The organism is Pedobacter sp. ISL-64, assembly GCF_018613605.1.
GTDB lineage: Bacteria > Bacteroidota > Bacteroidia > Sphingobacteriales > Sphingobacteriaceae > Pedobacter.
This window is the reverse complement of record NZ_JAGGPU010000023.1, coordinates 1-24297: the sequence shown is the minus strand read 5'-3', so window position 1 is coordinate 24297 and position 24297 is coordinate 1. Positions and strand designations below refer to the sequence as shown.

Below are 24297 nucleotides of genomic sequence, written 5' to 3'. Positions count from 1 at the left end.
CTTTAATTAAAATGTAACATTTAATCCAAGATTATAAATACGCTGTGTTGGATACACACTGATTACCGTAGTGGTACTGTTTCCATTTTCGGGATCTACCTGGTAAAGATCGGTTACGTTGGTCCAGGTAAGCAGGTTGTTTCCATTTGCATATAGTCTTATCGCCGAAAGGCGAAGTTTTTTAGCCAATGCGTTTGGAAACAGGTAACTGATTTCTGCCGTTTTTAAACGCACATAATAATTGTCTCTTGTCCAAAAATCAGAGAAATTATTTGTGGCATTTGGAAAATTGGTTACCGCATTACCACCCAATCGAGGAAAAATAGCTGTAGCAGCTGTTTCCGGTGTCCAGCGTTGCAAATGTATCGGTTGATAGTTCGAGTTTCCTGGCGTAATGGTCTCTGAGTGAAAACGGGTACTATAACCGTACGAGCCTTGAAAAAATACATTCAGGTAAAAGTTTTTATACCCGAAATTAAAGTTTGCACCATAGGTAGTGTTTGGCAGATTTGGTTTGCCAATTACTCCTTTATCCGTATCGTCAATGATTTTATCACCATTCAAGTCCTGATATTTCATATCGCCGGGCCCAACAGCTGTTGTTGGTTTGGCCACATTAGGATCTGCAATTTCTGCTGCAGTATAAAAGCCTAAAAAGTGCCACCCAAAATACTGTCCAATCGGATTGCCTGTTGCCGCTAACCAAGGGTAAGCAGGCTGTGCTTCATCCTGATAGAGGATTTTATTCTTGGCGTAAGAGAAAGTCAACCTTACCCCTGCTGAGAAATCGTTAATTTTCTCATTGTAGCTTACCTCCCCATCAAAACCTCTGTTGTTTACCTTACCCAGGTTAACTGGTGGTAAACCCACCCCAATAGTAAAGGGAACACTTTGTCTGGTGGTTAAAATGTCGTACCTGTCATTGTTGAAATAATCAGCAGTAATTTTAAGTTTACCTTTAAACATATTCAGGTCTATACCTACGTCAAGTTTCTTTTCTTTCTCCCAGGTTACATCCAGGTTTCCTAAACTACCTTCGGTAATTCCGTTATATGAGGTGCTTGTTGTACCAAAATTGTAAGAGCCAGAGCCTAAAGTATATAATTGAAGAAATTTTTTCGCACCACCAATATCATCTGATCCCACCATACCGTATGATGCCCTGATTTTAAACAGATCTATAAATTTGATATTGTCTGAAAAAAACTTCTCTTCTGAAATATTCCAACCTATTGATGCTGCAGGGAACCAGCCTTTGGTTTTAGAACCGGTAAAACGGTCGGTACCATTGTAGGCAGCATTAAATTCAATCAGATATTTGTTTTTGTAGTCGTAGCCACCCCTAAAGGTTGTTCCTGTAATTACTGTTGGTACACCCGGACCTTGATTGGCATCAGCCGTTGTGGTTGAATTAATTACACGGTTATCGTTATATAAAACCAAACCATACACACGGTGGTCGCCAAAATTACGATCGTAGTTTAAAGATGATTGCGTACTTAAGGTACGGAAAATACTGGTATTGCTATACCCTGCTGCAAATGGTGGTGTACGGTATTGCGTAGCGTTTAATGGCAGATAAAGCCCTGTAGCCGAATTATATAAATAATATGGCAAAGCGGTTCTACTTGCACTTACAGTGTAACTTTGGGCACTTGCGTACGATAATAATACTTTTGCTGCTAATCCAGGCGTTATAAAATCTAACTTCTGGCTGGCGCTCGAAACAATATTCAGGTCATTATCAAAAGTTCTCGAATATCCTGACTCTGCCAAACGACCGATAATACTTGTATTTGCATTGGTTAATAAAGGATTATATGGGTACGAGCCATTTGGATTGGTAACCGGGAAAGCCCAGGGCGGTAAATAACCACCGCTATAAATTTCACCAACAATACCATTTCCATTGGCATAATAGGCATTGCCCTGTTGCGAATTAAAAGGCTGGTTGGTTTCACCGAAACGTCCGGTTAAATCTAAACGGATACTTAAGGTCTTGGTTGCCTGAATATCTAAGTTCGATCTAAAATTATAGCGCTTGTAATAGAAATTACTGTTTACTCCATTATCCGAGCTAAAATCCCTAACATTACCGTTCTGCCATAAATAACCTGCCGATACAAAATATTTTACACTCTCTGTACCGCCCTGAAAATCGAGATTCTGTCTGGTAATCATCGCACCTGGTTTAAAAATGGTTTTCCACCAGTCAATATCCGGATGCCCATAAGGATCGGTATGATCCCGGTAAGCGGTCAAATCTGCCTCAGTTGCGAAAGCTTTGTTGGTTAGATCGCCCGAATTCCTTAGCGCTTCATTGTTCAGTAATTTGGCCTCGTATGAATTTAAGAATTCCGGAGTATTTACATCCATCTGATAACCTGCCTCTGATTTTAAATTAATCCGTGGCTTACCTGCTAATCCTCTTTTGGTCGTAATTACCAGTACGCCATTGGCACCTTTAATACCGTAAACGGCAGTGGTTGAAGCATCTTTTAAAATGGAAACAGTTTCTACTTCATTAGGATCGATATCAGAAACCTGGTTATAATCATATTCCACATCATCAACAATAATTAAAGGAGAGGTACTCCCCGCGTAAGTGCTTACACCACGGATAAAGAAAGCTGCTCCATCTGCCCCGGGTTGGCCACTTCTTTGTTGTGAAGTAAAACCTGGTAACCGGCCTGCAAGCGTATTCTGGATACTCGCACTTGGGTTTTGCTTAATCTCTGATGCCGAAATAGAACTAATTGCTCCCGTATTGGTAATTTTCTTTTGCTTACCAAAACCAACAACCAAAACTTCATCTAAGCCTTTGGTATCGGCCTTTAAATTGATGGATACCACCGTTTTACCAGCTACGTTAACCTCCTGATTTAAATATCCGATCGATTTAACAATAAGCGTTTTTGAGGTTCCCTTTAAGGTAAATTGAAATTTGCCTTCTCCATCGCTCACGGCACCGTTATTGGTTAAGCCTTTCTCTACAATTGTAGCTCCCGGCAAGGGACCTGAATTATCGACTACAGTTCCTCTAATTACCGTTTGCGCCAAAGAAATGCCGGGCAAGAGGATAAAAAGGATTAATAATTTATATAATATTTTTTGCATAATAGGTATGGTTATCATTTAACAATTTTTAAAATCTCCAATTACCAGCCTGGGTTTTGCGTTAAGTTTCTGTTCTTGTTCACCTCGCTGGCTGCAATCGGATAACGATACATTTTAGAAGCATCGAAAGATACATTGAGCGCATTTGTTTGGGTATAAGAGAATGAGCCATTTGCATTTTTAATAATCTGCATGCCATGCAAAGTGCCATTCAATACCGTTCCGGCAATTTTCCATCTGCGTATATCCCAAAAACGCTGCTCTTCGAAAGCCATTTCCACCCTACGTTCGTGCCTTATGGCCTCTCTCATTTCGGCCTGGGTCATGGTAGTTTTTAGTCCATGTTGATAACCTACTGTACTGCCTATTGCAATACCCGCCCTTAACCTTAAAGCCTTCAATTGGTTAAAAGCTTCAGTCCTGTTTACGGCATTATCTGCCGCTTCGTTCATGGCCTCGGCATAATTGAGCAAAATCTCTGCATACCTGAAAATCGGGAAGTTGTGTGTTTGATTGCTGTAAATTGACGCACTTTCAAAAGTTTCGTTCAAAAATTTACGCATGTAATAGCCGGTTCGGGTTTGTACGTTTACCGCACTCCCTGGTCTATCTAAACCGCCATCATAAGTTTGGATTATCCTATTCAACCATTTTGCATTATTATGAAAAATAGTCCTGTAAAACCTCGGATCTCTGCCTGTGTAAGGGTCTGCAGCATTATAACCCGATGCCGGATCGCTAATTGCTCTTCCGTTGCTCATATCAAATGCATCAACCAGCTCTTGGGTTGGGCTAGTGTAACCAGAGCCAGATGCATTGGTAGCGGTATAACCTACTGGTGCATTCCTGGTCTCCAGATCGAAAGTTACCGCCCGCTGGTAGGCAAGAATAACCTCACTATTTTTTCGGGTGTTAAAAACTGAAGTATAAGCCGCAGTTAATGAAAATATATTCAGGTTCATTACATCTTTAGCGGCTTGCGCTGCCGAAGCCCATTTAGTTAAATCGTTCGTTGGATTGTTTAACGGACTGGCATCGTACAATAAAATCCTTGCTTTTAAGGCAAGTGCAACACCCTGGGTAACCCTTCCGTAATCTTCATCAGCAGCCAGCGTATTATCAGGCCTGGCGATAGCTTTTAAAGCATCACATTCATCAACCACATATTTAAGGCATTCGGCATAGGTATTTCTTGGCAACTGAATATTATCATCCAACCCTAAAACCCTATCGCCCAGTAATGGCACGCCTCCAAAACGTTTAATCAGTTCGAAATAGGCAATTGCCCTGAGTATTCTCGCTTCTGATTTCCAGTACACTTTTAATCCTTTTTGATTTAAAGGAACCACGTCGATATTGGCCAGGAATATATTAGCCTTTCTAATGGTTCTGTAATTATTGTCCCAAGAGTTATCTACTGTAGCAACCGCAGAAATACGGCCGTTAACAAAATACTCGATGGTACTTGCTGGCGACGAACTAATCGCATCATCAGATGCAGCATCTAAAACATCATTACCAATTCTATTGTATCCATTTGGCAGATAGGAATAAATATCAGCTAAAAATGTTTTGGCCTGTATCCCCAGCGAGTCTGTTTTATCGAAAACGTAAGTAATATCCTGACTGGTCGGCTCTGTTTCATATAATGGTTTCTTACATGCCGAAAAACCAATGATGGTAATGGCTAAAACACCAACTATTTCTTTTATCTTAATTTTCATCTGTTTATAATTTGTTTTTAATGGTGATGATTGCCAAAGGCATCCCTTTGGAACGAACATGATTGCAGAATTTCCCTGAACGAGGTGAACTTATCTTCATGATTTTTCATATCAACCCAGCATTAAAATTTAACATTTAAACCAGCGTTAACCACTCTTTGCAGCGGATAACCATTTCCATAAACCTCAGGATCTACCCTATCGTAAGCCGATAATGTAACCGCGTTTACCGCATTTACAAAGAAGCGGATAGAAGCAAGTTTTAGCTTATTGGTTAGTGGCTTGGGTAATGTATACCCTAATTCAATGTTTTTTAATCGTACATAACTTCCATCGTGCAACCAGTATGATGAGGTGGCCTCGTTATTCGGATTTGAACCAATAGTTAAGCGCGGCTGCGTGGCAACGGCTGCTGTAGCAGGTGTCCATCTTCCAAGGTTTTGTTCAAAGACCTGCCCTAAGCCATTGTTCTGGAATGCCCATTCTGTAGAACCCGACACATAAACGTAGCGGTTTTGAACACCTTGTAGCAATGCAGAAAAATCGAAACCTTTATAGCTGAATCCTAAATTCAAACCATAAAACCAGATTGGATTATTGTTTTTGAGCGACTGTATATCAAGCTCGTTGATAATGCCATCATTGTTTAAATCTTTGTATTTAATATCGCCTGGTACCGGGCTGTAGCCTTGTATTTTTGCACTGGAGTTAATCTCCGTCTGGTTCTGAAATAAGCCATCGGCTATATAACCAAAGGTCTGATCTTCGCGCTGTCCGGTTCTAGCCATCCATGGGTATGGCCTATCGATCTCATCCTGATATTGAATGATTTTTTGGAGTGAGAAAACATTTGGCGCAATGTAATAATTAAAGTTGCCCACATTGTTGCTGTATTTCAGATCAAACTCTACACCCGAATACCTGCTGATTCCTATATTTTCTGCAGGATAGGCAGTGCCCAATAATGCCGAACTCCTTCCCCTGGTTTGGATCAGATCAAAATTCTCATTATTGAAATAATCGGCAGCTATAGACAGCTTATTGTTAAACAAACTTGCATCAATGCCCAGGTTATATTGGTTTGCCTTCTCCCAGGTAATTTTTGGATTGGCCAATGTACCTTCTACTGTTCCGGTAATTGCCGTTGGCGTAGTACCATAATTGTAAGAGGCACCTGTTACATAATATTGTTTATAAGCAAAATAACCAGCATTTGCATTACCGGTATAGGCATAATTGGCTCTTACTTTAAGTGCATTTAACCATTTGGTATCTTTTAAAAAATCTTCTTTAGCAATATTCCATCCTAAGCCGAAGCCATAAAAGAAACCAAAACGGTTGCCCTCTTCATATCTATTTAAGCCGCTATAACTTAAAGCAACCTCAGCCAAATACTTTTCTTTATAGTTATAATCTACCCTTCCCGATAAATTGCTGAAGATCATCGGGATCTGGTTGGCCGTTTGTGCGCTTTGAGAATTGTATTTTAAAAGTGCATTAAGGCTATGGTTACCGTAGGTTTTATCCAAGCCGGCAGAAAAATCAACAAATAAATTTCTGCTCTGACCAGAATTGGTAGAAAGGTTAATCTGCTGACCATCTACACCGAATTTCTGATATACATCAGGGTTGGTACTCGCCAGCTTGTAAACAGCGTACTGTTTGGTGCGGATAATATTTTCTGATACACTCGTGTTAAAACTGGCCAGGGCTTTTAACCATAAACCTTTGGTCACATTATCCAGCGTTTTCCTTAAAGAGATATCAGCAGAAACATCGCGTGTACTGTTGTAAAAATAGCCTGAGCGTGTAGTTGCGCCCCACAAGTTGGTTTGATAATCAGAACTACCAGCCAGCGAGCCATTGGGGTTAAAAACAGGATAGGCATTATTTGGCGTAGCTGCCAATTGTGCAAAAATATTATTCCCGCCGAAGTTCGATAAGGTTGTTCCGGTAGTAAAAATGGCTGTATTGGCACCTGCTCCACCCGGCTGATTGCCATTTTGGATGCGACCAAATAAGTTTAAGTTTAACAAAGTGGTTGGCGTAATATCAATATCGATATTGGTACGGACCAAATACCTTTTGTAATCGGTATTGGTGCTGTAAGTATTTTGATCATCCTGTTTAAGAATCCCACTCTGATTAAGGTAATCTACATCAAGAAAATACCTTGTTGAGTTGCCCCCGCCATAGGTATTTAAATTATAGCGGCTAAAAACAGTATTTGGTTTTAAAATGGTTCCGTACCAATCTACATCGGGATGAAATACAGGGTCTGATCCGTTTGCCCAGGCATTTAAATCAGCTGCGCTAAAACGTGGTGCTTTACCATCATTCGCCAGGGCTTCGTTGTACAAAGTAGCATAATCAAAAGCACCGAGAGGTTGAGGCAATTTAATAGCCGATTGCAAACCTGCCTGAGCCGTAAGCGAAATCCGTTGCTTTCCAACCTCCCCTTTTCGTGTGGTTATCATCACGACACTGTTAGAAGATTGCTGTCCTAACATTACAGTAGATAAACCATCTTTTAGAATGGTAACCGATTCTATTTCTTCAGGATCGATAGAAGGATAATCTCTCGGCACGCCATTTACCAAAACCAATGGTGTATTACCCCTAACGGTAATACTTGTTCCATCGGCACCTGGCCTACCGCTGCTTTGTAAAGTATACAAACCTGCAAGCCTACCCGATAGGGCATTATTTATTCCTGCTACCGGAACCTTAATTAAATCGTTGTTATAAACAGTCGAAGTAGATTGCAGATTGGTTGTTACGCTTTGCTCGCCATACAATATTGGTGTGGTAGCCTGGCGTTTCTGGCTTTCGCCTAAACTAATATTCAATAAAACCTGGTTTGCCTCTACTTCTTTCACTAAATAGCCGTTAAGCGTAAAGATTAAAATATCTCCTTCTACTGTGCTAATTTTATACTTCCCGTTCTTATCGGTAGAAACACTAGTGCCTGTTTCTTTAATCGAAACCATTACCCCAAATAATGGATTCCCAAAATTATCGGTCACCGTTCCCGTTACTTCCAACCTATGGTTTTTAGTAAACCCAATTTTGCCTGCTACATGGCTTTTGACTCGTATGGTATTTGCATTGGCCACACTTGGGCACACAGCATATACGGTTAACGAAAAAAGCATTAATTGCTTAAAGTAAGTTTTCCTCATATTTTCTTGTTTGTTGGCTAGTTGTTTGTCCGTTGCTAAGGAATGACAGAGCACTCCCTTTGCGTGCGGATGAATTTTGGTTATTAAATATCTGGTTATCGTGGTGCAATCAGTTACAAATGCATCAGGCCAAATCTATTTAGAAGAGAAAAAAAGAAGGGGGTAAAATCCTAAATAAATAGGTATAAAATCATAAATAAAAGCAGAAAAAAGCATTAAATAGGATAAATGAGCGGATAAAATATTAAAATTGCCTTGCCAAACGTATTTGATTTATAATAGAAACATTTTGTACTTTTAATCAGGTAAAAGCTAACCATCCCTCACTTTGTGCCAACATGAAATACCTGCTAACCTTTACTTTAGTATTTTTTATCATTGTAAGTAATGCCCAAAACAAATATGCTTTTAAACACCTTAATGTAGAAAATGGACTTTCACAGAGTTCGGTACTCTCTATCGCTCAGGATGCCAGAGGTTTTATCTGGTTTGGCACCCGGTTCGGGTTAAACAAATACGACTCCCAATCTTTTAAAGTATATAATCACGACAATAGCAATGAGAAAAGCCTGAGTAGCCCGGCTTATCTTTCTTCTCTTTTAGCCTTAAGGGATGGAACATTATTAGTTGGCACCCAACAAGGACTAAATAAATATAATGAAGGTGATGATAACTTCGACCGCTATGCACACCATAACAAAGATCCGAACAGCATTAGCAGTTCCAATATAAGTTGTATTTATCAGGATAAAAAGGGCCGTGTGTGGATTGGGACGACAAATGGTTTAAATTTACTCAACGGAAAATATAAATTTAAGCGCTTTCTATATGGGCAAAAGCAACGCCAACAAATTTATGCCATAACAGAAGATCATAATGGAACATTATGGCTAAGTACCACTTATGGCTTAATGAACATGAGTTTTAGAGAAGGAAAAACACATTTCAGGTATTTTAAAGACTTTAGCGAAGAGTTAAACAAAGCGACAGATAACCACATTACCACTATGGTTGAAGACCGTGAAAATAATTTATGGATCGGGACCAAACAAACCGGTGTAAGCAAGTTAAACCTTAGTACAGAAGCCATTACCACCTATCGATACTCCAGTCTTAACAAAGAGGGCATTAGCAGCAATAATGTCCGCAAAATTATGATGGATCAAGAAGGTCAATTATGGATCGGAACATTACATGGTATTAATATTTACAATCCCGCCACCAAAAATTTCAGCTCCCTACATAATATCCCCGAAGATCCTTCCAGCCTAAGCCAAAACTCAGTTTACGATATTTATCAGGATCGGCAGGGCATAATATGGGTAGGCACCTATTACGGTGCCATTAACATGATTTATCCGAATTACACGCCCTTTAAGGTTTATAGAAGCACTACCGCAACAAATGGCTTAAGCAGTAATGTAGTCAGCACCATTATGGAAGATCAGCACCAAAATCTTTGGATTGGTACTGAAGGCGAAGGGCTTAATTATTACGACCGGAAAAACAACACTTTTACCCGGTATAAAAACAACCCGAACGATCCCAAAAGCTTAAGTGCAAACCTGGTAAAATCGGTTATACGGGATAAAAAAAACAGAGTTTGGATTGGAACCCATTATGGAGGCCTAAACCTTTTTCAGCCAGAAACCAAAACTTTTATCAGATATACCAGCCGCAAAAACGATACTTCATCTATTAGCAGTGATGAAATTACAACCGTTTTTGAAGATAGCTACGGGCGCTTTTGGGTAGGTACCAACGGTGGCTTAAACAGATTTAATAGCACTACAGGTAAGTTTATCCGCAATCGGGTAAACGGGTTAAATAAAGCTATACGTTATATTTTTGAAGATGACAAACAAAACCTGTGGGTGGCAACAGACTCAGGCCTTTACCAGCTAAAAAAAGGTAGCCAACAATTTGTGAGCCGTGCTGCTGCCGATCCTGAAATTTTAAAATATAACGAAATCACTTGTTTAACTGGAGATAAAGGAGGGTATTTACTTCTGGGTACCATGCGTAATGGTTTATTTAAGCTCAATCCCGATCGCCATAGTTATACCAGAATAACCACCTTTGATGGCTTACCCAGCAACACCATTATGGGTATACTCGAAGATGATTTTAATAACCTATGGATAACTACAGACAAAGGTTTATGTAAATACAACCCCAGGCAGAAAACGTTTAAAACCTACAACGTTAAAGATGGCCTACCAGGCAACGAATTTAATTACAAATCATTTTTAAAAGACAGTAAAGGTGCCTTTTTCTTTGGCGGATTAAGTGGAATGGTGAGCTTTTTCCCTAACGAGATTAAAGAGAATAAAAATACGCCGCCTGTTATTTTTACCGGATTAAAATTGTTTAATAAACCAATAGCCCTGAATACCGACGATGGCTTACTTAAACAAAACATCAGCACGATTAAATCAATTACCTTCGAATCAGACCAGAATGTATTTTCTATTGATTTTACCCTGCTTAACTTTATAAAATCTGATAAAAACAGGTTTGCCTATAAGCTAGACGGTTTTGAAAAAAACTGGAACTATGTAGATATCCCGTCAGCAAGTTATACTAACCTATCTCCCGGAAACTATACCCTTATGGTTAAAGGAAGTAACAATGATGGCCTTTGGACTAAAGAAACAAGTACATTAGCTATTCAGATTTTGCCACCATTTTATAAAACCTGGTGGGCCTATTTGTTTTACTTTTGTGCTTTTGCAGCCATTTCTATTGTATTTATACGCTATTTGTTAATAAAAGCTGTACTTAAAAAAGAAAAAGAGATTAATGAGCACAAGCTCGAGTTTTTCACCAATATTTCTCACGAAATCCGCACCCCTTTAACCCTCATTGTTGGCCCGTTAGATAAATTGATCGAAAACGCAAAAGATGATCCTGCCCTGAACCGGGATCTGCAACCGATAAAAAACAATGCCGACCGTTTAATGAACCTGGTTACCGAACTACTCGATTTTAGAAAGGCAGAAAGCGGAAAAATGGCACTACATGTAAGTCCTGGCGATGTGGTAAAATTCTGCAGGGAAATATTTCTGGCTTTTCAGAACATGGCCATTGCTAAAAACATCGATTACCAGTTTGAAACCGCCCAAACAGAAATTGAGCTTTATTTTGATAAGGTCCAGATGGAAAAAGTGTTGTTTAATCTACTCTCCAACGCCTTTAAGTTTACGCCCGTAAACGGAAAAATCAGCTTAAAAATAGAGGTTGAAAAACAAATGGTTAATATTAAGATCTGCGACAACGGTAAGGGCATTCCATTAGAAAACCAGCCCAGTTTATTCACCAATTTTTATCAGGCCAATGCCACTACAACTATTGGTACGGGTTTGGGCTTATCATTCTCCAAAAGTATTGTAGAACTGCATCATGGACAGATCAGCTTCGAAAGCATACCTAAAAACGATAAGGCCTTTGGCAATACCACTTTCACAGTAAGTTTAAAAATAGGGAAAGCACATTTTAATCCATCCGATTTTATAGCTGATTATGTTTATTATGATGATGCGGCAAATTATAATATACCCACTTTGCAAGAAACAGAATCATTAATAGAAGAACTTGCCGAAGCAGCACCAACAGTAGAAAAAGAGAAACGCAGCATCTTACTCGTAGAAGATAATGAAGATGTAAGAACCTTTATTAAACAGGCTTTAAGCCCCTCATACCAGATTTACGAGCGCGAAAATGGAGCTACAGGGTTAGATTGTGCTTTAGAGCTGATTCCTGATTTAATTATCAGTGACGTAATGATGCCCATAATGGATGGCTTAGAATTATGCCGAAAACTTAAAACCGATGAACGAACCAGTCACATTCCCGTCGTTTTATTAACGGCAAGATCGGCTTACGTGCACCAGGTAAACGGTTTCGAAAACGGTGCCGATGCCTACATCATGAAGCCATTTAACCTAAAAATATTAGAGTTGAACATCCAGAACCTGTTAAATGCCCGGGAAACCATTAAACAAAAGTTTGCACAGGTAATTACGCTCGAGCCTAAAAACATGGTGATTAATACTACCGAGCAAAACTTTTTGAATAAAATTATCCAGATTATCGAAGACCGGATTGCCGATCCCGATTTTGATGTACCTAGCCTATCTTCAGAAATTGGCATGAGCCAACCTGTACTCTACAAAAAAATAAGGGCACTGACCGACCTTTCAGTAAACGATTTTATTAAATCGTTGCGGATAAAAAGAGCAGCCCAATTACTCAAGCAAGGTACCGGAAATATTGCCGAAATTGCTTATTCAGTTGGTTTTAATGATCGGAAATATTTTAGTTCAGAGTTTAAAAAGCATTTCGGCAAAACGCCAAGTGAGTTTATCTCAGGTGATTAAACTTTACTTAAACTGGTATGTTTTAACGTAATCGAATACAATTTCATCAGGATAAACGCCCTTGGTATAATCGCCACCAAAACCGGTTAACTCGGTACTTAAAATCATATATTCGGCTACCCCCGATAAACCTTTGCTGGTGCGGGATACTTCAGTTCCATCAACAAAAAATATGTATTGTACGTTAGACCAAAGTAATCCGAAGGTATGAAAGTTGCCATCGTTAATGGTTGCATTAGTTACAATTTTGCTATCGCTTTGGTGTGTTGCGCCATACCCACCCCAATGCACGGTATGGTAGGTGGCATTCGGATTGGGTTTTAAATATTCAAAAATATCAATTTCTGCCCCTGCTACTAACGCATTATCAGCCTGCGAGCCCATTGTATTGCTTTGTAACCAAAAAGAAGAATGTGTACCGATTGCTTTTTGCATTTTAGCCCTACACTCAAAATAACCATATTTCTGGGTAAACTTACCATCGGTACAAAGTTGCCCTACATAATATTTACCGTCAGCATCTTTAATCGTTTTAATTACCAAATTACCATTTCCATCAAAGGCTATGGTTTTAGCGCCCGAAACTGTTGCATATCCTCTTACTGTATTATCTGCTCTATAAGCCCATTTGCGCTCATCAAAAGTAGTTCCATTAAAATCATCACTGAAAACGGGTGTCATCTGGCTAATAAAACCGGATGTTTTTAAAGGACCTGTTTCATCGGGAACAGGTTTTACCGGACCAGGATTTTCGGTTGGTGTTTCGTTTTTCTTAGCACACGATAAAAACAAGAGTACTGTTAAAATAGTTGTTAAATTTCTCATATAGGGGCTTTACTTGATTAAATAATAAGTAAAATTAATCTTCCTAAACTATAGTAAAGGGATAAAATCCTAACGAAATAGGGCGAAAAATACGAACCGATAAATTTTAATCGGGGTTATAAAACTGCTCTAGAAATGCATGCCTATTCGCGGTTAACCAACAAGCATTTCAGTAACCTGCTGATCGAAATGATTGTTCATAATGCCCTGATAAACCTGTTCTGAAACACAGTACAATAAACCTATTTTTTCAAACAGTCGCATCACATCCCGCTCACTGATCGTATAATTGTTTTCGTACCGAACGGCCAGATAAGCCTCATCGAGTAAATGCAACAAGCAAAGTTCTTCTTCATCATTAAACAGCTCAGAAAGCGGTTTAACATAGGCTTTAACATACAATTGATGGGCACTGATGCGGTGCGTTTTTTTATCCTTTCCCATTACCAAAATTTCAATGGCCCTGTACATTAAATCGAAAACCTGGTGCAGCATAAAAGCACAATGCTCGAAATTTTGTTGTTTAAAATAGAAATTGGCTCCCGACAAAAATTTGTTGGCCTTATTCGTTTCGTGTTGATAGGTGCTGCTAACCCGATCTGCAATGAACTCAGGTGCCCCACATGCAAGAAAACTTCCAGATTTACTAAATAAGCAATTTTGAGGGGCTGTGGCATAGTAAAAAAACAAACTGCCCGCTAGCAAGGCCCGCTCAACTTCGTGCACATGAAAAACCCGGTAACTGAATTCCGTTTGCCCATTAAATACAATATTTAATACCGGCGTTAATTCGTTTAAAATACGTACATGTTTAAACTGAACCGTAATCAGCATTTCTCGCACCGCTTTACCTGCAAAAAAATTGTTATGGAGATAAATATATTGAATGGGCACTGCAGCGGTAATGCGCTTCAATAAACACATTACGGTTTCTTCTTTTATGGCACTATGGCTAAGGTTTAAGAATTTATTCCGCATAATGCCGCCTTTCATCTTTAATATCATCACTTAGTGAAGGATTACCGATCATCAGAAAGAAAGCTTCTATAATCATCAGCATGGTTTCATACTGCTCAAATAAAAATTCTTTATCCATCAGTTTAATGCTGCTCCCGGTACTAAATGCGGCATACAACCACTCTAAAAGGCCTAAGCGCAATTGTTTAATTTTTTCAGGAACAAAAAAAGACGCTACAAAGCGATAAGGATTTTCGATGTGTTCGGCTGGTAGTGTATTTACTTCACAAAGGCCTTTGTTATACACTTCGTTTGTAATAAAACGATCTTCAGTAATTAAGCCTTCAGGCAAGGCTTCCTGATAAATCAGTTTTTTGGTTGCAATTAAATAACCTGCGTTAAGCAATTTCGTAAACTGGTTATACAGGAAAAAATAATCGGCAACATCACTTAAACGGTGCGCTTCTGATAAAGCCATTTTATACCATTTTTTCAGGTATGTTTTATGCCCTGCAAGGTTATCCAAACTAAAGAAAAATTCGATTGCCTTAAATGGATCATCAAATAATTCCTGATCGAAAGCCAAAGGCGATGTGCTTTCGAACATGGCCATATGGTAATAGCGATCGATACTTTTAAAACTATTTTTAGTGATGAGCCTTTCGTGGATGAGCCAACAGGCCTCCAACATTTTCATGGTATTCTCGTAAAACGCGGCAACATACTGATCCCAATCCAGATCGAGCTTATCTTCCAATCCGGCCAGTAACCATTCCCTGTAAACCATCTTATAGCTATCTGATTCAAAGAAGATAAAAATATCTAAAAAAGTAAATTTCGGATTTTTCATTTCGCCCTTGCTTAACAACTTCGGGCAATAATCAAGCACAACCGATTCGCGTTCCAAATTACATTCATCAAGCGCAATCGCTTTTACAAAAGCAGTATCAGCTTCAATCCGGTTAAAAATTAAATCCGAATAATCGAATAGTGGCACCAGTTTTTCATAAAAACCCAACAATTTTGCGGGGTGCTTTTGCGGCGAATAATCGAATTCGTTTTGAGGTGGGTTTAACCAGTTTTTTAAAAAATTTAAATGATGGCTTACACCATCTGATAGAAAAAAGCTTTCAATGGCATCGATAAATGCCATGGTTTCTTTTTTGAAATTCGGGTTCTCTTTCATAGCGTATATTTTTTAAATGATTATATTAGCTAACGAATTTAGCAAAAAATATAGTTAAACTATAATTAATTCAAAAAACTTATCAACACTTCTTATGAATGAAAATCAGCGCTTAAAAAGGTTAATGGAATTACTGCATTTTAAGACTCAAAAGGATTTTGCTGCTGCATTGAATATTCAACAGGGTTCTTTATCAGATATTTTAAGAGAAAGGGTCAATGTATCTAACGCTGTTAAAGATAGGTTGGAGATGAAATTCGATGTCAATTTAACCTGGCTGGAGGATGGAATTGGCGAACCGTTTTTCAAAAAGAAACCAGCCGTTGGCGAAAGCAAAGAGGGTGTTCCCTATTTCGATATGAGCCTATCGGATGCTAAAGATCTCCTGGTAGAAGAACAACGGGCAGAATACCTGGTAAATTACCTCCCTTTTAACGATTGTACGGCCTATTTACCCGTTTATGGCGATAGCATGTACCCCAAATATGCCGCAGGCGAAATTATTGCCATAAAAGAAATTACCAATTACGAAATTTTACAGTGGGGCGAAGCTTATGTGGTGATGACCGATGCAGATAGCAACAGTTTACGTACCATAAAACTAATTTTTCAGCACGCCGATAATACCAAACTAATCCTCCGTTCTTCAAATCCAAATTTTAAAGGCGATACCGTAATCCGCAAGAAAAACATCCAGGCACTTTATATTATCAAAGGAAAAATTACACGGAATGTTATTTAAAGGATAACAGTTTTCAATTTGTATTAAAAAATTGTCATTTTGAGGATTAATTTATTATGTAAAAATGAATATTAGTGACAGAGGGTTTAAGGAGATAAATGGTCTCGAAGTATCGTCATTTCGACCGCCGTGGAGAACCCGAAGGCTCTGCGAAGCAAAATCTTTTTACTTGATTCAACAACTTGGTACAAAGATCTCTCTCCCGAAAGTTCGGGACTGCGCTACAGTCGAGATGACGACCCTTAGATTGGAGCCTGTCAATGGTAGCTTGTCGAAGGATCTGATTAAACATCTTACAAGGCATTTCGAGGGGCTCAACCTGATAAATTCAGAGTGAGTTACAAACATAATACAGCCTATTAGTGAATTCGCAAACTGGATCTGTGTCATCATCTTTAATCAGCGGGAATAATAAAAAAAGCTCCCGCAGATCAGCAGATTTTCGCAGATTGTAAAAAGCCGTATAAGAGTCTTGTCATTCTAAGGATAATTTATTGTATAAAATCAATATAAATGACAGTGGGTTTAAGGAGATAATGGTCTGGAAGTATCGTCATTTCGACCGTAGCGGAGAACCCGAAGGCTCTGCGAAGCAAAATCTTTTAACTTTGATTCAATAACTTGGTACAAAGATCTCTCTCCCGAAAGTTCGGGACTGCGCTACAGTCGAGATGACGACCCTTAGATTGGAATCTGTCAATGAAAACTAAAAAAGCGGACTGATCAATGATCAGCCCGCTTTGTTTATTAAATGTATTAATCTGCTTAGTATCCCGGATTCTGGTACATTTTAACCGGATCTAATTTCACTTCATCAAAAGGAATAGGATAATACCTGTCTTTTAAGGTTACGTTAGCCAACTTAGCAATTCCATATGATGACTGTGGTTTAGCCTTTAAATAGGTAACCAACTCCGCAGCAGTAAAATTCCTGATTAAATCAAACCATCTTTGGTGTTCGAAAGCAAACTCTACCCTACGCTCGTGCAAAATAGCCAATTTTAAAGTCGGGAATTTAGCCGCATAGGTGGCGTCTGTTTTGGCTACAGCGTATAATGGCATTCCAGCCCTTGCCCTAACCATATCTAAATATTGAATGGCCACCGCATCGTTGCCCTGCAACATATTTACTTCTGCAAGCATTAATATTACATCAGCATAGCGCATTAAAATCCAATCGTTGCCTCCATAACCCGCATTGGTTGCCAATTGGCTCGCATCGCGGAATTTAGTGATAAACCAGTCTTTTACAATCGGATCATTGGCAAATTTAACCGAGAAATCTTTTCTTAAATCACTTGTTTCATATTCATTAATCAGATCAATTTTTACATTGCCACCAATCCCTGTAGAAGGTTTCAGCGAATTGATGGTTTCGCCTTTGGCCTGGTTGTTTGCCGCAATGCTCGAGCTAAAACTAATATCGCCCTGCTTATTTGAAATCTGGAAGATCAGTTCTTTACAGGTTGCTTTTTTCGCCACGTCAAAAACATCTGTATATGGAATCTCAGAAAGATTTCCGAAAGCTTTCATATTGTAAGCTGCCGTTAGGTAAGTATTCGCATTACTTAGGTTTTCGGTTTTATTTGCTGACAGTGTTGTTGCCATGGTTAAATAAACCTTACCCAAATATGCGTTCATTGCCGCTTTTGAAGTTCTACCTACGTTCGCTCCTGTTTGGAAATTCGGTAAAGTGCTGTTAAGGGCATCTTTTAAATCGCTTACAATCTGGTTGTATACATCCGCTTCTGGTACACGAAAAGTATTCTCTCTTACCTCATCGGCTGTGCTAAGCTGCTTGGTTACCACGGGTACCGGTCCCCATTTCCTAACCAGTTCAAAATACATAATCGCCCTGATAAACTTGGCTTCTGCCTTGTAATTTTCTTTGGTGGCCGCATTAGCAAAAGAAACTTTATCAATGTTTGTCAGTACAACATTGGTTCTGCCAATGGCCTCATAAAGTGCTAGCCAATGGCTCCTTAAATAAGAATTACTTGGCAGGAGCGAAAAATCATTAAACTGAAATGGCTCACCGGCGTTACTCTGGTTATCATTCCTACCCGCATCGTCCGAGCGCTCATCGGTAAACAGACCGCTGTTCTCGCCCAGGGTATTGCTGCTTCTAAGCGATTGGTAAACACCATTAACAGCCAGCAACACATCATTTTCTGTTTTAAAATAGTTTTCTACAGCAATGGCGTTGGGATTACTTTGATTTAGAAAATCTTTTTTACAGGCACCCAAACTTAAAATTGCACTTAGGGCCAATACTTTATAAATATGTTTTTTCATTTCTTTAGTTCTAAAAAGTCAATTTGATACCAAGGTTATAGGTTCTTGCCAACGGGTAGTTTCCATAATCTACGCCAGGAGCAAGGTTATTGCCTGCACTATAATCTACCTCAGGGTTATAACCTTTATAATCGGTAATGGTAAAGGCATTATCTACACTCGCATAAACACGGATATTGCTCACCTTAAGCGTATTGGCAAGTTGCTTTGGAAAACTGTAGCCTAAAGTAATGTTGGTACACCTGAAATAAGATCCATCCTGAATATAGAAAGATGACAAACGGGTGCTGTTACTTTGTGTACCTGCACGCGATGCGCGGTAATTTAAACCACTGCCAGGATTGGCTTCATTTCTGTAACGATCGGCAACATCAACATATTGGTTTCCAGAACCTTCAAAGTTGTACAGGTAATAATCCTGTCCATCCAACACCTGATTTCCGTAAGATCCGTTAAATGATGCCCTTAAATCAAACGTTTTGTAAGAAGTGTTTAAAGCAAATCCATAGGTGAATTTTGCATACGGTGTACCAATTACAGTTTTATCCGCATCGTTTACAATGCCGTTACCATCGGTATCCTGAAAATATAAATCGCCGATTTTTGCCGGGTTGGTAGAAGAAGCTGATGGCGCCACCTTACCTAAATTATCGGCCGTAATTCTACCCAAAACCTTAAAACCATAAAACATCCCAATTGGCTGCCCCTCTTGTGTAACATGTGTAATGTACGAACGCTCTGCACCAGCAGTAAATATGGTACTGTTACCACCCAGGTCTAAAACCTTGTTCCGGTTTGCCGCGATGTTTCCACTTAAACCCAAAGTAAAGTCTTCATTTTGGATAATTTTGCCGTCAATCTGCAAATCGAAACCCTTATTACGCACCTTACTATCGGTAAGATTGGTTAAAATTGTTGAGCTGCTGGCAATTGCCGAAAGCGGTTTGTTAAACAATAAGTTGAAAGAATAACTTAAGTAGTAATTCGCCATAATGGATACACGGTTTTTGAACAGACTGATATCGGTACCGAAGTTGAACTGAGAAGTAGATTCCCATCCTAATCTTCCATCCTGAATACTGCTTGGCCAAATGGCGGTAGAAATCGCACTTCCGAAAACCGCGCCACCTGGTGCGTTTAGCTCTTGCTGCGTACGGTAATCCGGGATATTGTTATTTCCGCTTAAACCCCAGCTGGCCCTTAGTTTAACCCTCGATTGTTCGCCCAAAAAGTTATTGTAAAAACTTTCGTCAGATAAATTCCAGCCTGCGGCTATTGAAGGAAAGACACCATACTTGTTTAACGGACCAAACCTCGAAGAACCATCGCGACGGAAGGAACCGGTTAAAAAGTATTTGCCCGCATAGTTATAGCTGAAACGGCCAAAGTAAGAAAGTAAAGTAGTAACTGTTTTACCTGTTCTATTACGGTCTAAGGTAAAAAAACCGGCATCAGCTCCTTTATCTGTAATTTCACCAATGTAATCATTTTGAAATCCGCTTGCCGCTACCCTGATCTGATCGCTTGATGTTTTCTGTGCAGAATAACCGCCTAAAACATCTACACTATGTTTACCAAAGGTTTTATTGTAATTTAACGTAAACTCTGCCAGCTGATCTACCTGGCTAAGGGTTTGTGCTATGGCATTTGCAGCCCTGATCGATTCGGGCGAGTAAGGTGGGGTATTGCCACTACTTAAGCTCGTAGGCAAATAATAATCGTATTTCTCGTTGTAGGTTTGTGTTCCTAAGTTAGCCTTAAAATTAAGCCCCTCTAAAATTTTGTAAGTAGCATTGGCATTATAACTACTTCTATTGCTCTTTCTGGTAATCTTTAACTGCTCAACCGTTGCTAAAGGATTTTCGGGGTTCTGGATACCGTATTGAGCAGACAATGCACCCATTCCAAATTGGATAGGGTTTCCGTTCGCATCTCTTGCTGGCAGATAAGGTAGATAAATTAAAGCCGACATCATCGGGCTTAAGTTATAACGACCTTCCTGTACCTCTCTGTTATCGTTTTTTGTGTAAGCAATGTTTGCGCCAACACGTAAGCGTTCGCTCACCTTACCATCAATATTTCCCCTGAAGTTGGTTACTTTTTGGTTGGTGTTGGTTACAATACCATCGTTGTTCTGGTAGCCACCGCTTAAAAAGTATTTTACATCTTTGGTACCGCCAGAAAATGAAAGGTTATGGCGTTGAAAGGCTGCATTGCGGTACAGTTCATCCTGCCAGTCGGTATTATAAGCTGCAGGGATAGCCTGTTGTGTGCTGAAATTATAAAGATCGGCCGGAATACTTACACTACTTCCATTGCCCACATTGGCAATACGGGTAGTATTATTATCACCGAACATCGCATCGTTCCAGGTTTTGCCCGAGTTTACCCACAAATCTTTATAGGCATTGTTACGTCCGTCGATTAAAAGCTGGATAAACTGGTTGGCATCCAATAATTTTACTTTTTTGGCCAATTGAGAAACTCCCCCCTGAACATCGTACTCAAACTTCCCTTTTCCATCTGTTCCTCTCTTGGTGGTGATCAACACTACCCCACCCGATGCCCTTGAGCCATAAATGGCGGCAGAAGCCGCATCCTTCAAAATGTCGATGGTTTCGATATCCTCTGGATTGATGGACACGTTGTTTCCTGCCGGATAACCATCAATTACATATAAGGGATCAGAACTGGCGTTAATGGAACCGATGCCCCTCACCCTGATTTTAGTACCCGAATATGGCGCACCACTGGTTTGCGATACCTGCACACCGGCAACCTTACCAACCAATGCCTGGCCAACAGTAGGAGAAGTTAAATTCATTTCGCTGGCCTTAACACTGCTGATGGCACCGGTTACATCCGATTTTCTGATTTTCTGGTAACCAATGGCCACAACCTCATTTAGGGTATTGCTGCTTTCTTTTAAAGTAACATTAATATTCTGGCGGCCGTTAACCGTAACTTCCTGATTATCGTAACCGATATAAGAAAATACTAAAATTGCCCCTTCTTCTACATTAATGGAGTATTTACCATTTGGATCGGTAACGGTTGTTTTTTTCGTCTTCTTTTCGAAAACACTTACACCTGGTAAGGGTTGGTTATTTTGATCGGTAACTGTTCCGCTTACCGTGGCAAATGCTTTATGTTGTAAGCCCGACGCAGTTACTTCATGATTAATCGCTGTTGCACTGGAATTACAGATAGCCAATAGGCCTAAAGGCAAAAGCAATTTCCTGCAAGCACTTTTTATACTTGCGGTTAAAAAAAATGATGTCATCTTTTTGTTCTTAGTAATGGTTTTGAAATATAATTGGGGTTTTATTTTAAGTAGAAGCGTAGATTTTCACATTTACATAGGCTTATCCTTTAAGGTTAACAAGTAATTTTTGGAGCGTTCTACAGCGGCAAAAGTAGCAGTGTACTTTTAACACGATGTATCTATTATGTTAACTCTGCACACCGTTTTGAACTGGCACTTTAAATTAATATTAAGCGATTAGATATATGATAAATCGTTTTAACAACCATCAAAGCATAACATCTTGTTAATGTTTCTTTAATGGCCAATCTTTAAATTTGCTTCCAAAACTTTGATGAAACCCCTTTATACCTTCTTTCTGTTCTGCCTTTTTTGGCAAGGCTTATCTGCACAAGATTTAACCAGCCAGTCTTATCAGTTAATTAAGACCAGGAACGAAGTACAATACAAAAATTATTACCTGCTTTCCCTTTTTCAGCAATTGCCCGAACTGCGCAAAATGCTGAGTACAGATACGGCGTTCAGCAACATCTACAAATCGAAAACCACACAGGTAAATGAAGCGGTAAAAACCTGCAAAACAGATATTAGCTGTTACGCAAAAGCCTTAAAATTCAACAATGAGGAAATAGCCCATATTGGAAACCGTTTAGCACTGCTTTATACAGAAAATAATGCATTGGGAAATTTGGTAAAAAATCATCTTATCCCCTCAGGTTGTTATGCCATGTTTGCCAAAGAACTACACAAAACACTTTTAGTAAAAGCATGGGAACAAGATGCCAATGCCATAAATTATGCAATTGGTGTATACGTAGAAGGAAACAAGCCCAACTACCCGAAAATAGATTCTATCAGTTTTAGCTTAACAGATAAAGCGTTTACAGAGCTCACATCTGCAAGTGCATTATTATCCCTACACGGCAATAATAAGCTCTTTTTCGAACCTGCCATGTTATTTGCATTGGAGGCTTTAGAACTGAACGAACGCAAGGAGGCGGCCGATTATGAACCGATGGCTAAAGGCGTAAACCTTGCCGCCATTAACCAGATCAAAAAAACAGATTGGGAAAAATATCCTTACAGCGTAATCCTGGTTCCGGGAGCAGGTCCGGAAGAAAAAGACGTTGCACTAAGTGCTGGCGGAATGATCCGCTGCCGCTTAGCAGCTATACAATATAAAAAAGGTGTAGCCCCTTTTATTGTAGTATCGGGTGGCCGCGTTCACCCTTATAAAACCAAATTCAGTGAAGCCTACGAAATGAAGAAATTCCTGATGGAAGTGCTTCAGATACCCGAAAGTGCCCTTATTATGGAGCCACATGCCCGCCATACCACCACTAACCTGCGTAACTGTGCAAGGCTAATGTTCAGGTATGGGATGCCGGTAGATAAACCCGGTTTAGCCTGCACCGTAAAATCGCAGAGCTATAACATCACCAATCTACTCCCCGAGCGTTGCAAAAAAGAACTCGGCTACTATCCTTATAAAAACGGAAAACGTTTGAGTGATACCGAATCCGAATTCTACTTAAATACAGCTTCCTTACAAATTGATTTTGATGAACCTTTAGATCCTTAGTTTATGAAAACATTAAACCCAATTTTAGTACTGATCGTGATGTTTTTTATAGCCAGGTACAATAAAACCGATGGAAAGATTACAAAAACGATTACAATTGATTCGTTGGGTGCCTGTCAGGGTATTTCTTATCAAAATGGAAGGTATTTCCTTTATGGCGATAGAGAAGTGGGCATCATACGCGAATATCAGCTCCAGAAAGACTCACTGATTGATCAGCATAAGGAATACAAGTTCACCGTTAAAGGCGAAAATATCATCAAACATCCCACTGGGATTGCCCATCACAAAGGCTTACCAACTTTTGTGGGCAATTCGGTAAAGCAAAATGCAACAGGCACCGTTTGGAAAGCGATAATTAACTGCATCAACTGGGAAGGCTTTTTAAAAACCAGAAAATTAGATGGAAACCTGATCAAAAGCATTGAAGATGATGCCTGTATCCAGGGTACGCGACCAGAATATGTAAATTATAAAGGCAAATGGTTCGTTGCAACAGCCGATTATGGCAATAAAGCCAATGAAGTACGATTGTATAACCCAATAGCTTTATCAAAAGCCGATAAAACAAGTGAAAAAGGAATCCTCTTTAAAAAGTTCACCTGCTCACCATGGGTACAGAACTTACATTATATTGCGGCTAAAGGTATACTCGTTTTAATCCAGAACCAGACTGAAGGACATAAATGGAGACTAACCTTTCTTGATCTGGAAAAATCGCTTGCCTGCGGGCAGGAATCTGTTATTAAAGTTATAGACACCGATAAACCGGATGAACTGGAAGGTTTTACCTTTACCGATAAGACCAATAAAGGCATTGCCGTAAGTTCTTCCAAAAAAAACAATGTAAGTTTTATGGATTTTGGCTGGAGCAAGCATTGTTCTCCATAAGATATTCATTAATCGCGTCATCATTCCCAACTTGATTGGGAATCTTAATGCATTCCTATCGGTTGGTGTCACACCGACCGACATAAATGGCTTATTTAGAAAATGAGCGACCTGTGGTTCTTGGCCGTATGCAGTCCCGCTCATATCTTTAC

12 protein-coding genes are annotated in these 24297 nt (G+C 39.5%); 4 read left to right on the top strand and 8 right to left on the bottom strand.

The annotated features are described in order from the left end of the window. Positions 1 to 6: 6 nt before the first annotated feature. The 3 genes from J7E57_RS23995 to J7E57_RS23985 form a co-directional block, all read right to left on the bottom strand. Positions 7 to 3117 carry a SusC/RagA family TonB-linked outer membrane protein gene (locus tag J7E57_RS23995; RefSeq protein ID WP_215131624.1) on the bottom strand — a complete coding sequence of 1037 codons (3111 nt, stop codon included), beginning with the start codon at positions 3115 to 3117 and terminating at the stop codon, positions 7 to 9. A 41-nt stretch (positions 3118 to 3158) separates the two neighbouring features. After that, positions 3159 to 4841 carry a RagB/SusD family nutrient uptake outer membrane protein gene (locus J7E57_RS23990; protein WP_215131623.1) on the bottom strand — a complete coding sequence of 561 codons (1683 nt, stop codon included), beginning with the start codon at positions 4839 to 4841 and terminating at the stop codon, positions 3159 to 3161. 122 nt (positions 4842 to 4963) lie between these two features. Next, positions 4964 to 8023: a SusC/RagA family TonB-linked outer membrane protein gene (locus J7E57_RS23985; protein ID WP_215131621.1), complete on the bottom strand. Its 3060-nt coding sequence runs from the start codon at positions 8021 to 8023 to the stop codon at positions 4964 to 4966. Positions 8024 to 8361: 338 nt separating this feature from the next. Here J7E57_RS23985 and J7E57_RS23980 point away from each other — a divergent pair, with 338 nt between their 5' ends. Further along, positions 8362 to 12402, top strand: a complete 4041-nt coding sequence (locus tag J7E57_RS23980; protein ID WP_215131620.1) for a hybrid sensor histidine kinase/response regulator transcription factor — start codon at positions 8362 to 8364, stop codon at positions 12400 to 12402. Between the two features lie 3 nt (positions 12403 to 12405). Here J7E57_RS23980 and J7E57_RS23975 read toward each other — a convergent pair whose 3' ends face one another. The 3 genes from J7E57_RS23975 to J7E57_RS23965 all read right to left on the bottom strand — a co-directional run bounded on the left by J7E57_RS23975 (position 12406) and on the right by J7E57_RS23965 (position 15370). After that, positions 12406 to 13227, bottom strand: coding sequence for a family 16 glycosylhydrolase (locus J7E57_RS23975; RefSeq protein ID WP_215131618.1), 822 nt, complete (start codon positions 13225 to 13227; stop codon positions 12406 to 12408). 153 nt (positions 13228 to 13380) lie between these two features. Further along, on the bottom strand, positions 13381 to 14220 hold the full coding sequence (locus J7E57_RS23970; protein WP_215131617.1) for a HEPN domain-containing protein: 840 nt from the start codon (positions 14218 to 14220) through the stop codon (positions 13381 to 13383). After that, a complete protein-coding gene (locus tag J7E57_RS23965; protein ID WP_215131616.1) occupies positions 14195 to 15370 on the bottom strand; it encodes a hypothetical protein in 1176 nt (391 codons plus the stop codon). The genes J7E57_RS23970 and J7E57_RS23965 overlap by 26 nt, the downstream gene beginning before the upstream one ends. Positions 15371 to 15494: 124 nt before the next feature. Here J7E57_RS23965 and J7E57_RS23960 point away from each other — a divergent pair, with 124 nt between their 5' ends. Beyond that, positions 15495 to 16112 (top strand): S24 family peptidase, encoded by a 618-nt coding sequence (locus J7E57_RS23960; protein WP_215131615.1) that lies wholly within the window; start codon positions 15495 to 15497, stop codon positions 16110 to 16112. A 765-nt stretch (positions 16113 to 16877) separates the two neighbouring features. Here the strand turns inward: J7E57_RS23960 and J7E57_RS23955 are convergent. Then, the gene (locus J7E57_RS23955) at positions 16878 to 18407 is read right to left on the bottom strand and encodes a RagB/SusD family nutrient uptake outer membrane protein (RefSeq protein WP_215131613.1); all 1530 of its coding nucleotides are present in this window, start codon (positions 18405 to 18407) and stop codon (positions 16878 to 16880) included. Between the two features lie 10 nt (positions 18408 to 18417). After that, complete coding sequence (locus tag J7E57_RS23950) at positions 18418 to 21690, bottom strand: SusC/RagA family TonB-linked outer membrane protein (RefSeq protein ID WP_215131612.1); 3273 nt, start codon at positions 21688 to 21690, stop codon at positions 18418 to 18420. A 316-nt stretch (positions 21691 to 22006) separates the two neighbouring features. Between J7E57_RS23950 and J7E57_RS23945 the strand changes: the two genes are divergently transcribed. Further along, positions 22007 to 23254 carry a YdcF family protein gene (locus tag J7E57_RS23945; RefSeq protein WP_215131611.1) on the top strand — a complete coding sequence of 416 codons (1248 nt, stop codon included), beginning with the start codon at positions 22007 to 22009 and terminating at the stop codon, positions 23252 to 23254. 3 nt (positions 23255 to 23257) lie between these two features. Beyond that, on the top strand, positions 23258 to 24145 hold the full coding sequence (locus tag J7E57_RS23940) for a hypothetical protein (protein ID WP_215131610.1): 888 nt from the start codon (positions 23258 to 23260) through the stop codon (positions 24143 to 24145). The last annotated feature ends 152 nt before the right edge of the window (positions 24146 to 24297 follow it).

What these genes read in the sequence shown, in the direction of transcription:
- J7E57_RS23985 (WP_215131621.1), bottom strand. Translation starts at nt 8,023, where the DNA reads ATGAGGAAAACTTACTTTAAGCAATTAATGCTTTTTTCGTTAACCGTA.
- J7E57_RS23945 (WP_215131611.1), top strand. Translation starts at nt 22,007, where the DNA reads ATGAAACCCCTTTATACCTTCTTTCTGTTCTGCCTTTTTTGGCAAGGC.
- J7E57_RS23940 (WP_215131610.1), top strand. Translation starts at nt 23,258, where the DNA reads ATGAAAACATTAAACCCAATTTTAGTACTGATCGTGATGTTTTTTATA.
- J7E57_RS23950 (WP_215131612.1), bottom strand. Translation starts at nt 21,690, where the DNA reads ATGACATCATTTTTTTTAACCGCAAGTATAAAAAGTGCTTGCAGGAAA.
- J7E57_RS23955 (WP_215131613.1), bottom strand. Translation starts at nt 18,407, where the DNA reads ATGAAAAAACATATTTATAAAGTATTGGCCCTAAGTGCAATTTTAAGT.
- J7E57_RS23980 (WP_215131620.1), top strand. Translation starts at nt 8,362, where the DNA reads ATGAAATACCTGCTAACCTTTACTTTAGTATTTTTTATCATTGTAAGT.
- J7E57_RS23975 (WP_215131618.1), bottom strand. Translation starts at nt 13,227, where the DNA reads ATGAGAAATTTAACAACTATTTTAACAGTACTCTTGTTTTTATCGTGT.
- J7E57_RS23995 (WP_215131624.1), bottom strand. Translation starts at nt 3,117, where the DNA reads ATGCAAAAAATATTATATAAATTATTAATCCTTTTTATCCTCTTGCCC.
- J7E57_RS23990 (WP_215131623.1), bottom strand. Translation starts at nt 4,841, where the DNA reads ATGAAAATTAAGATAAAAGAAATAGTTGGTGTTTTAGCCATTACCATC.
- J7E57_RS23960 (WP_215131615.1), top strand. Translation starts at nt 15,495, where the DNA reads ATGGAATTACTGCATTTTAAGACTCAAAAGGATTTTGCTGCTGCATTG.
- J7E57_RS23965 (WP_215131616.1), bottom strand. Translation starts at nt 15,370, where the DNA reads ATGAAAGAGAACCCGAATTTCAAAAAAGAAACCATGGCATTTATCGAT.
- J7E57_RS23970 (WP_215131617.1), bottom strand. Translation starts at nt 14,220, where the DNA reads ATGAAAGGCGGCATTATGCGGAATAAATTCTTAAACCTTAGCCATAGT.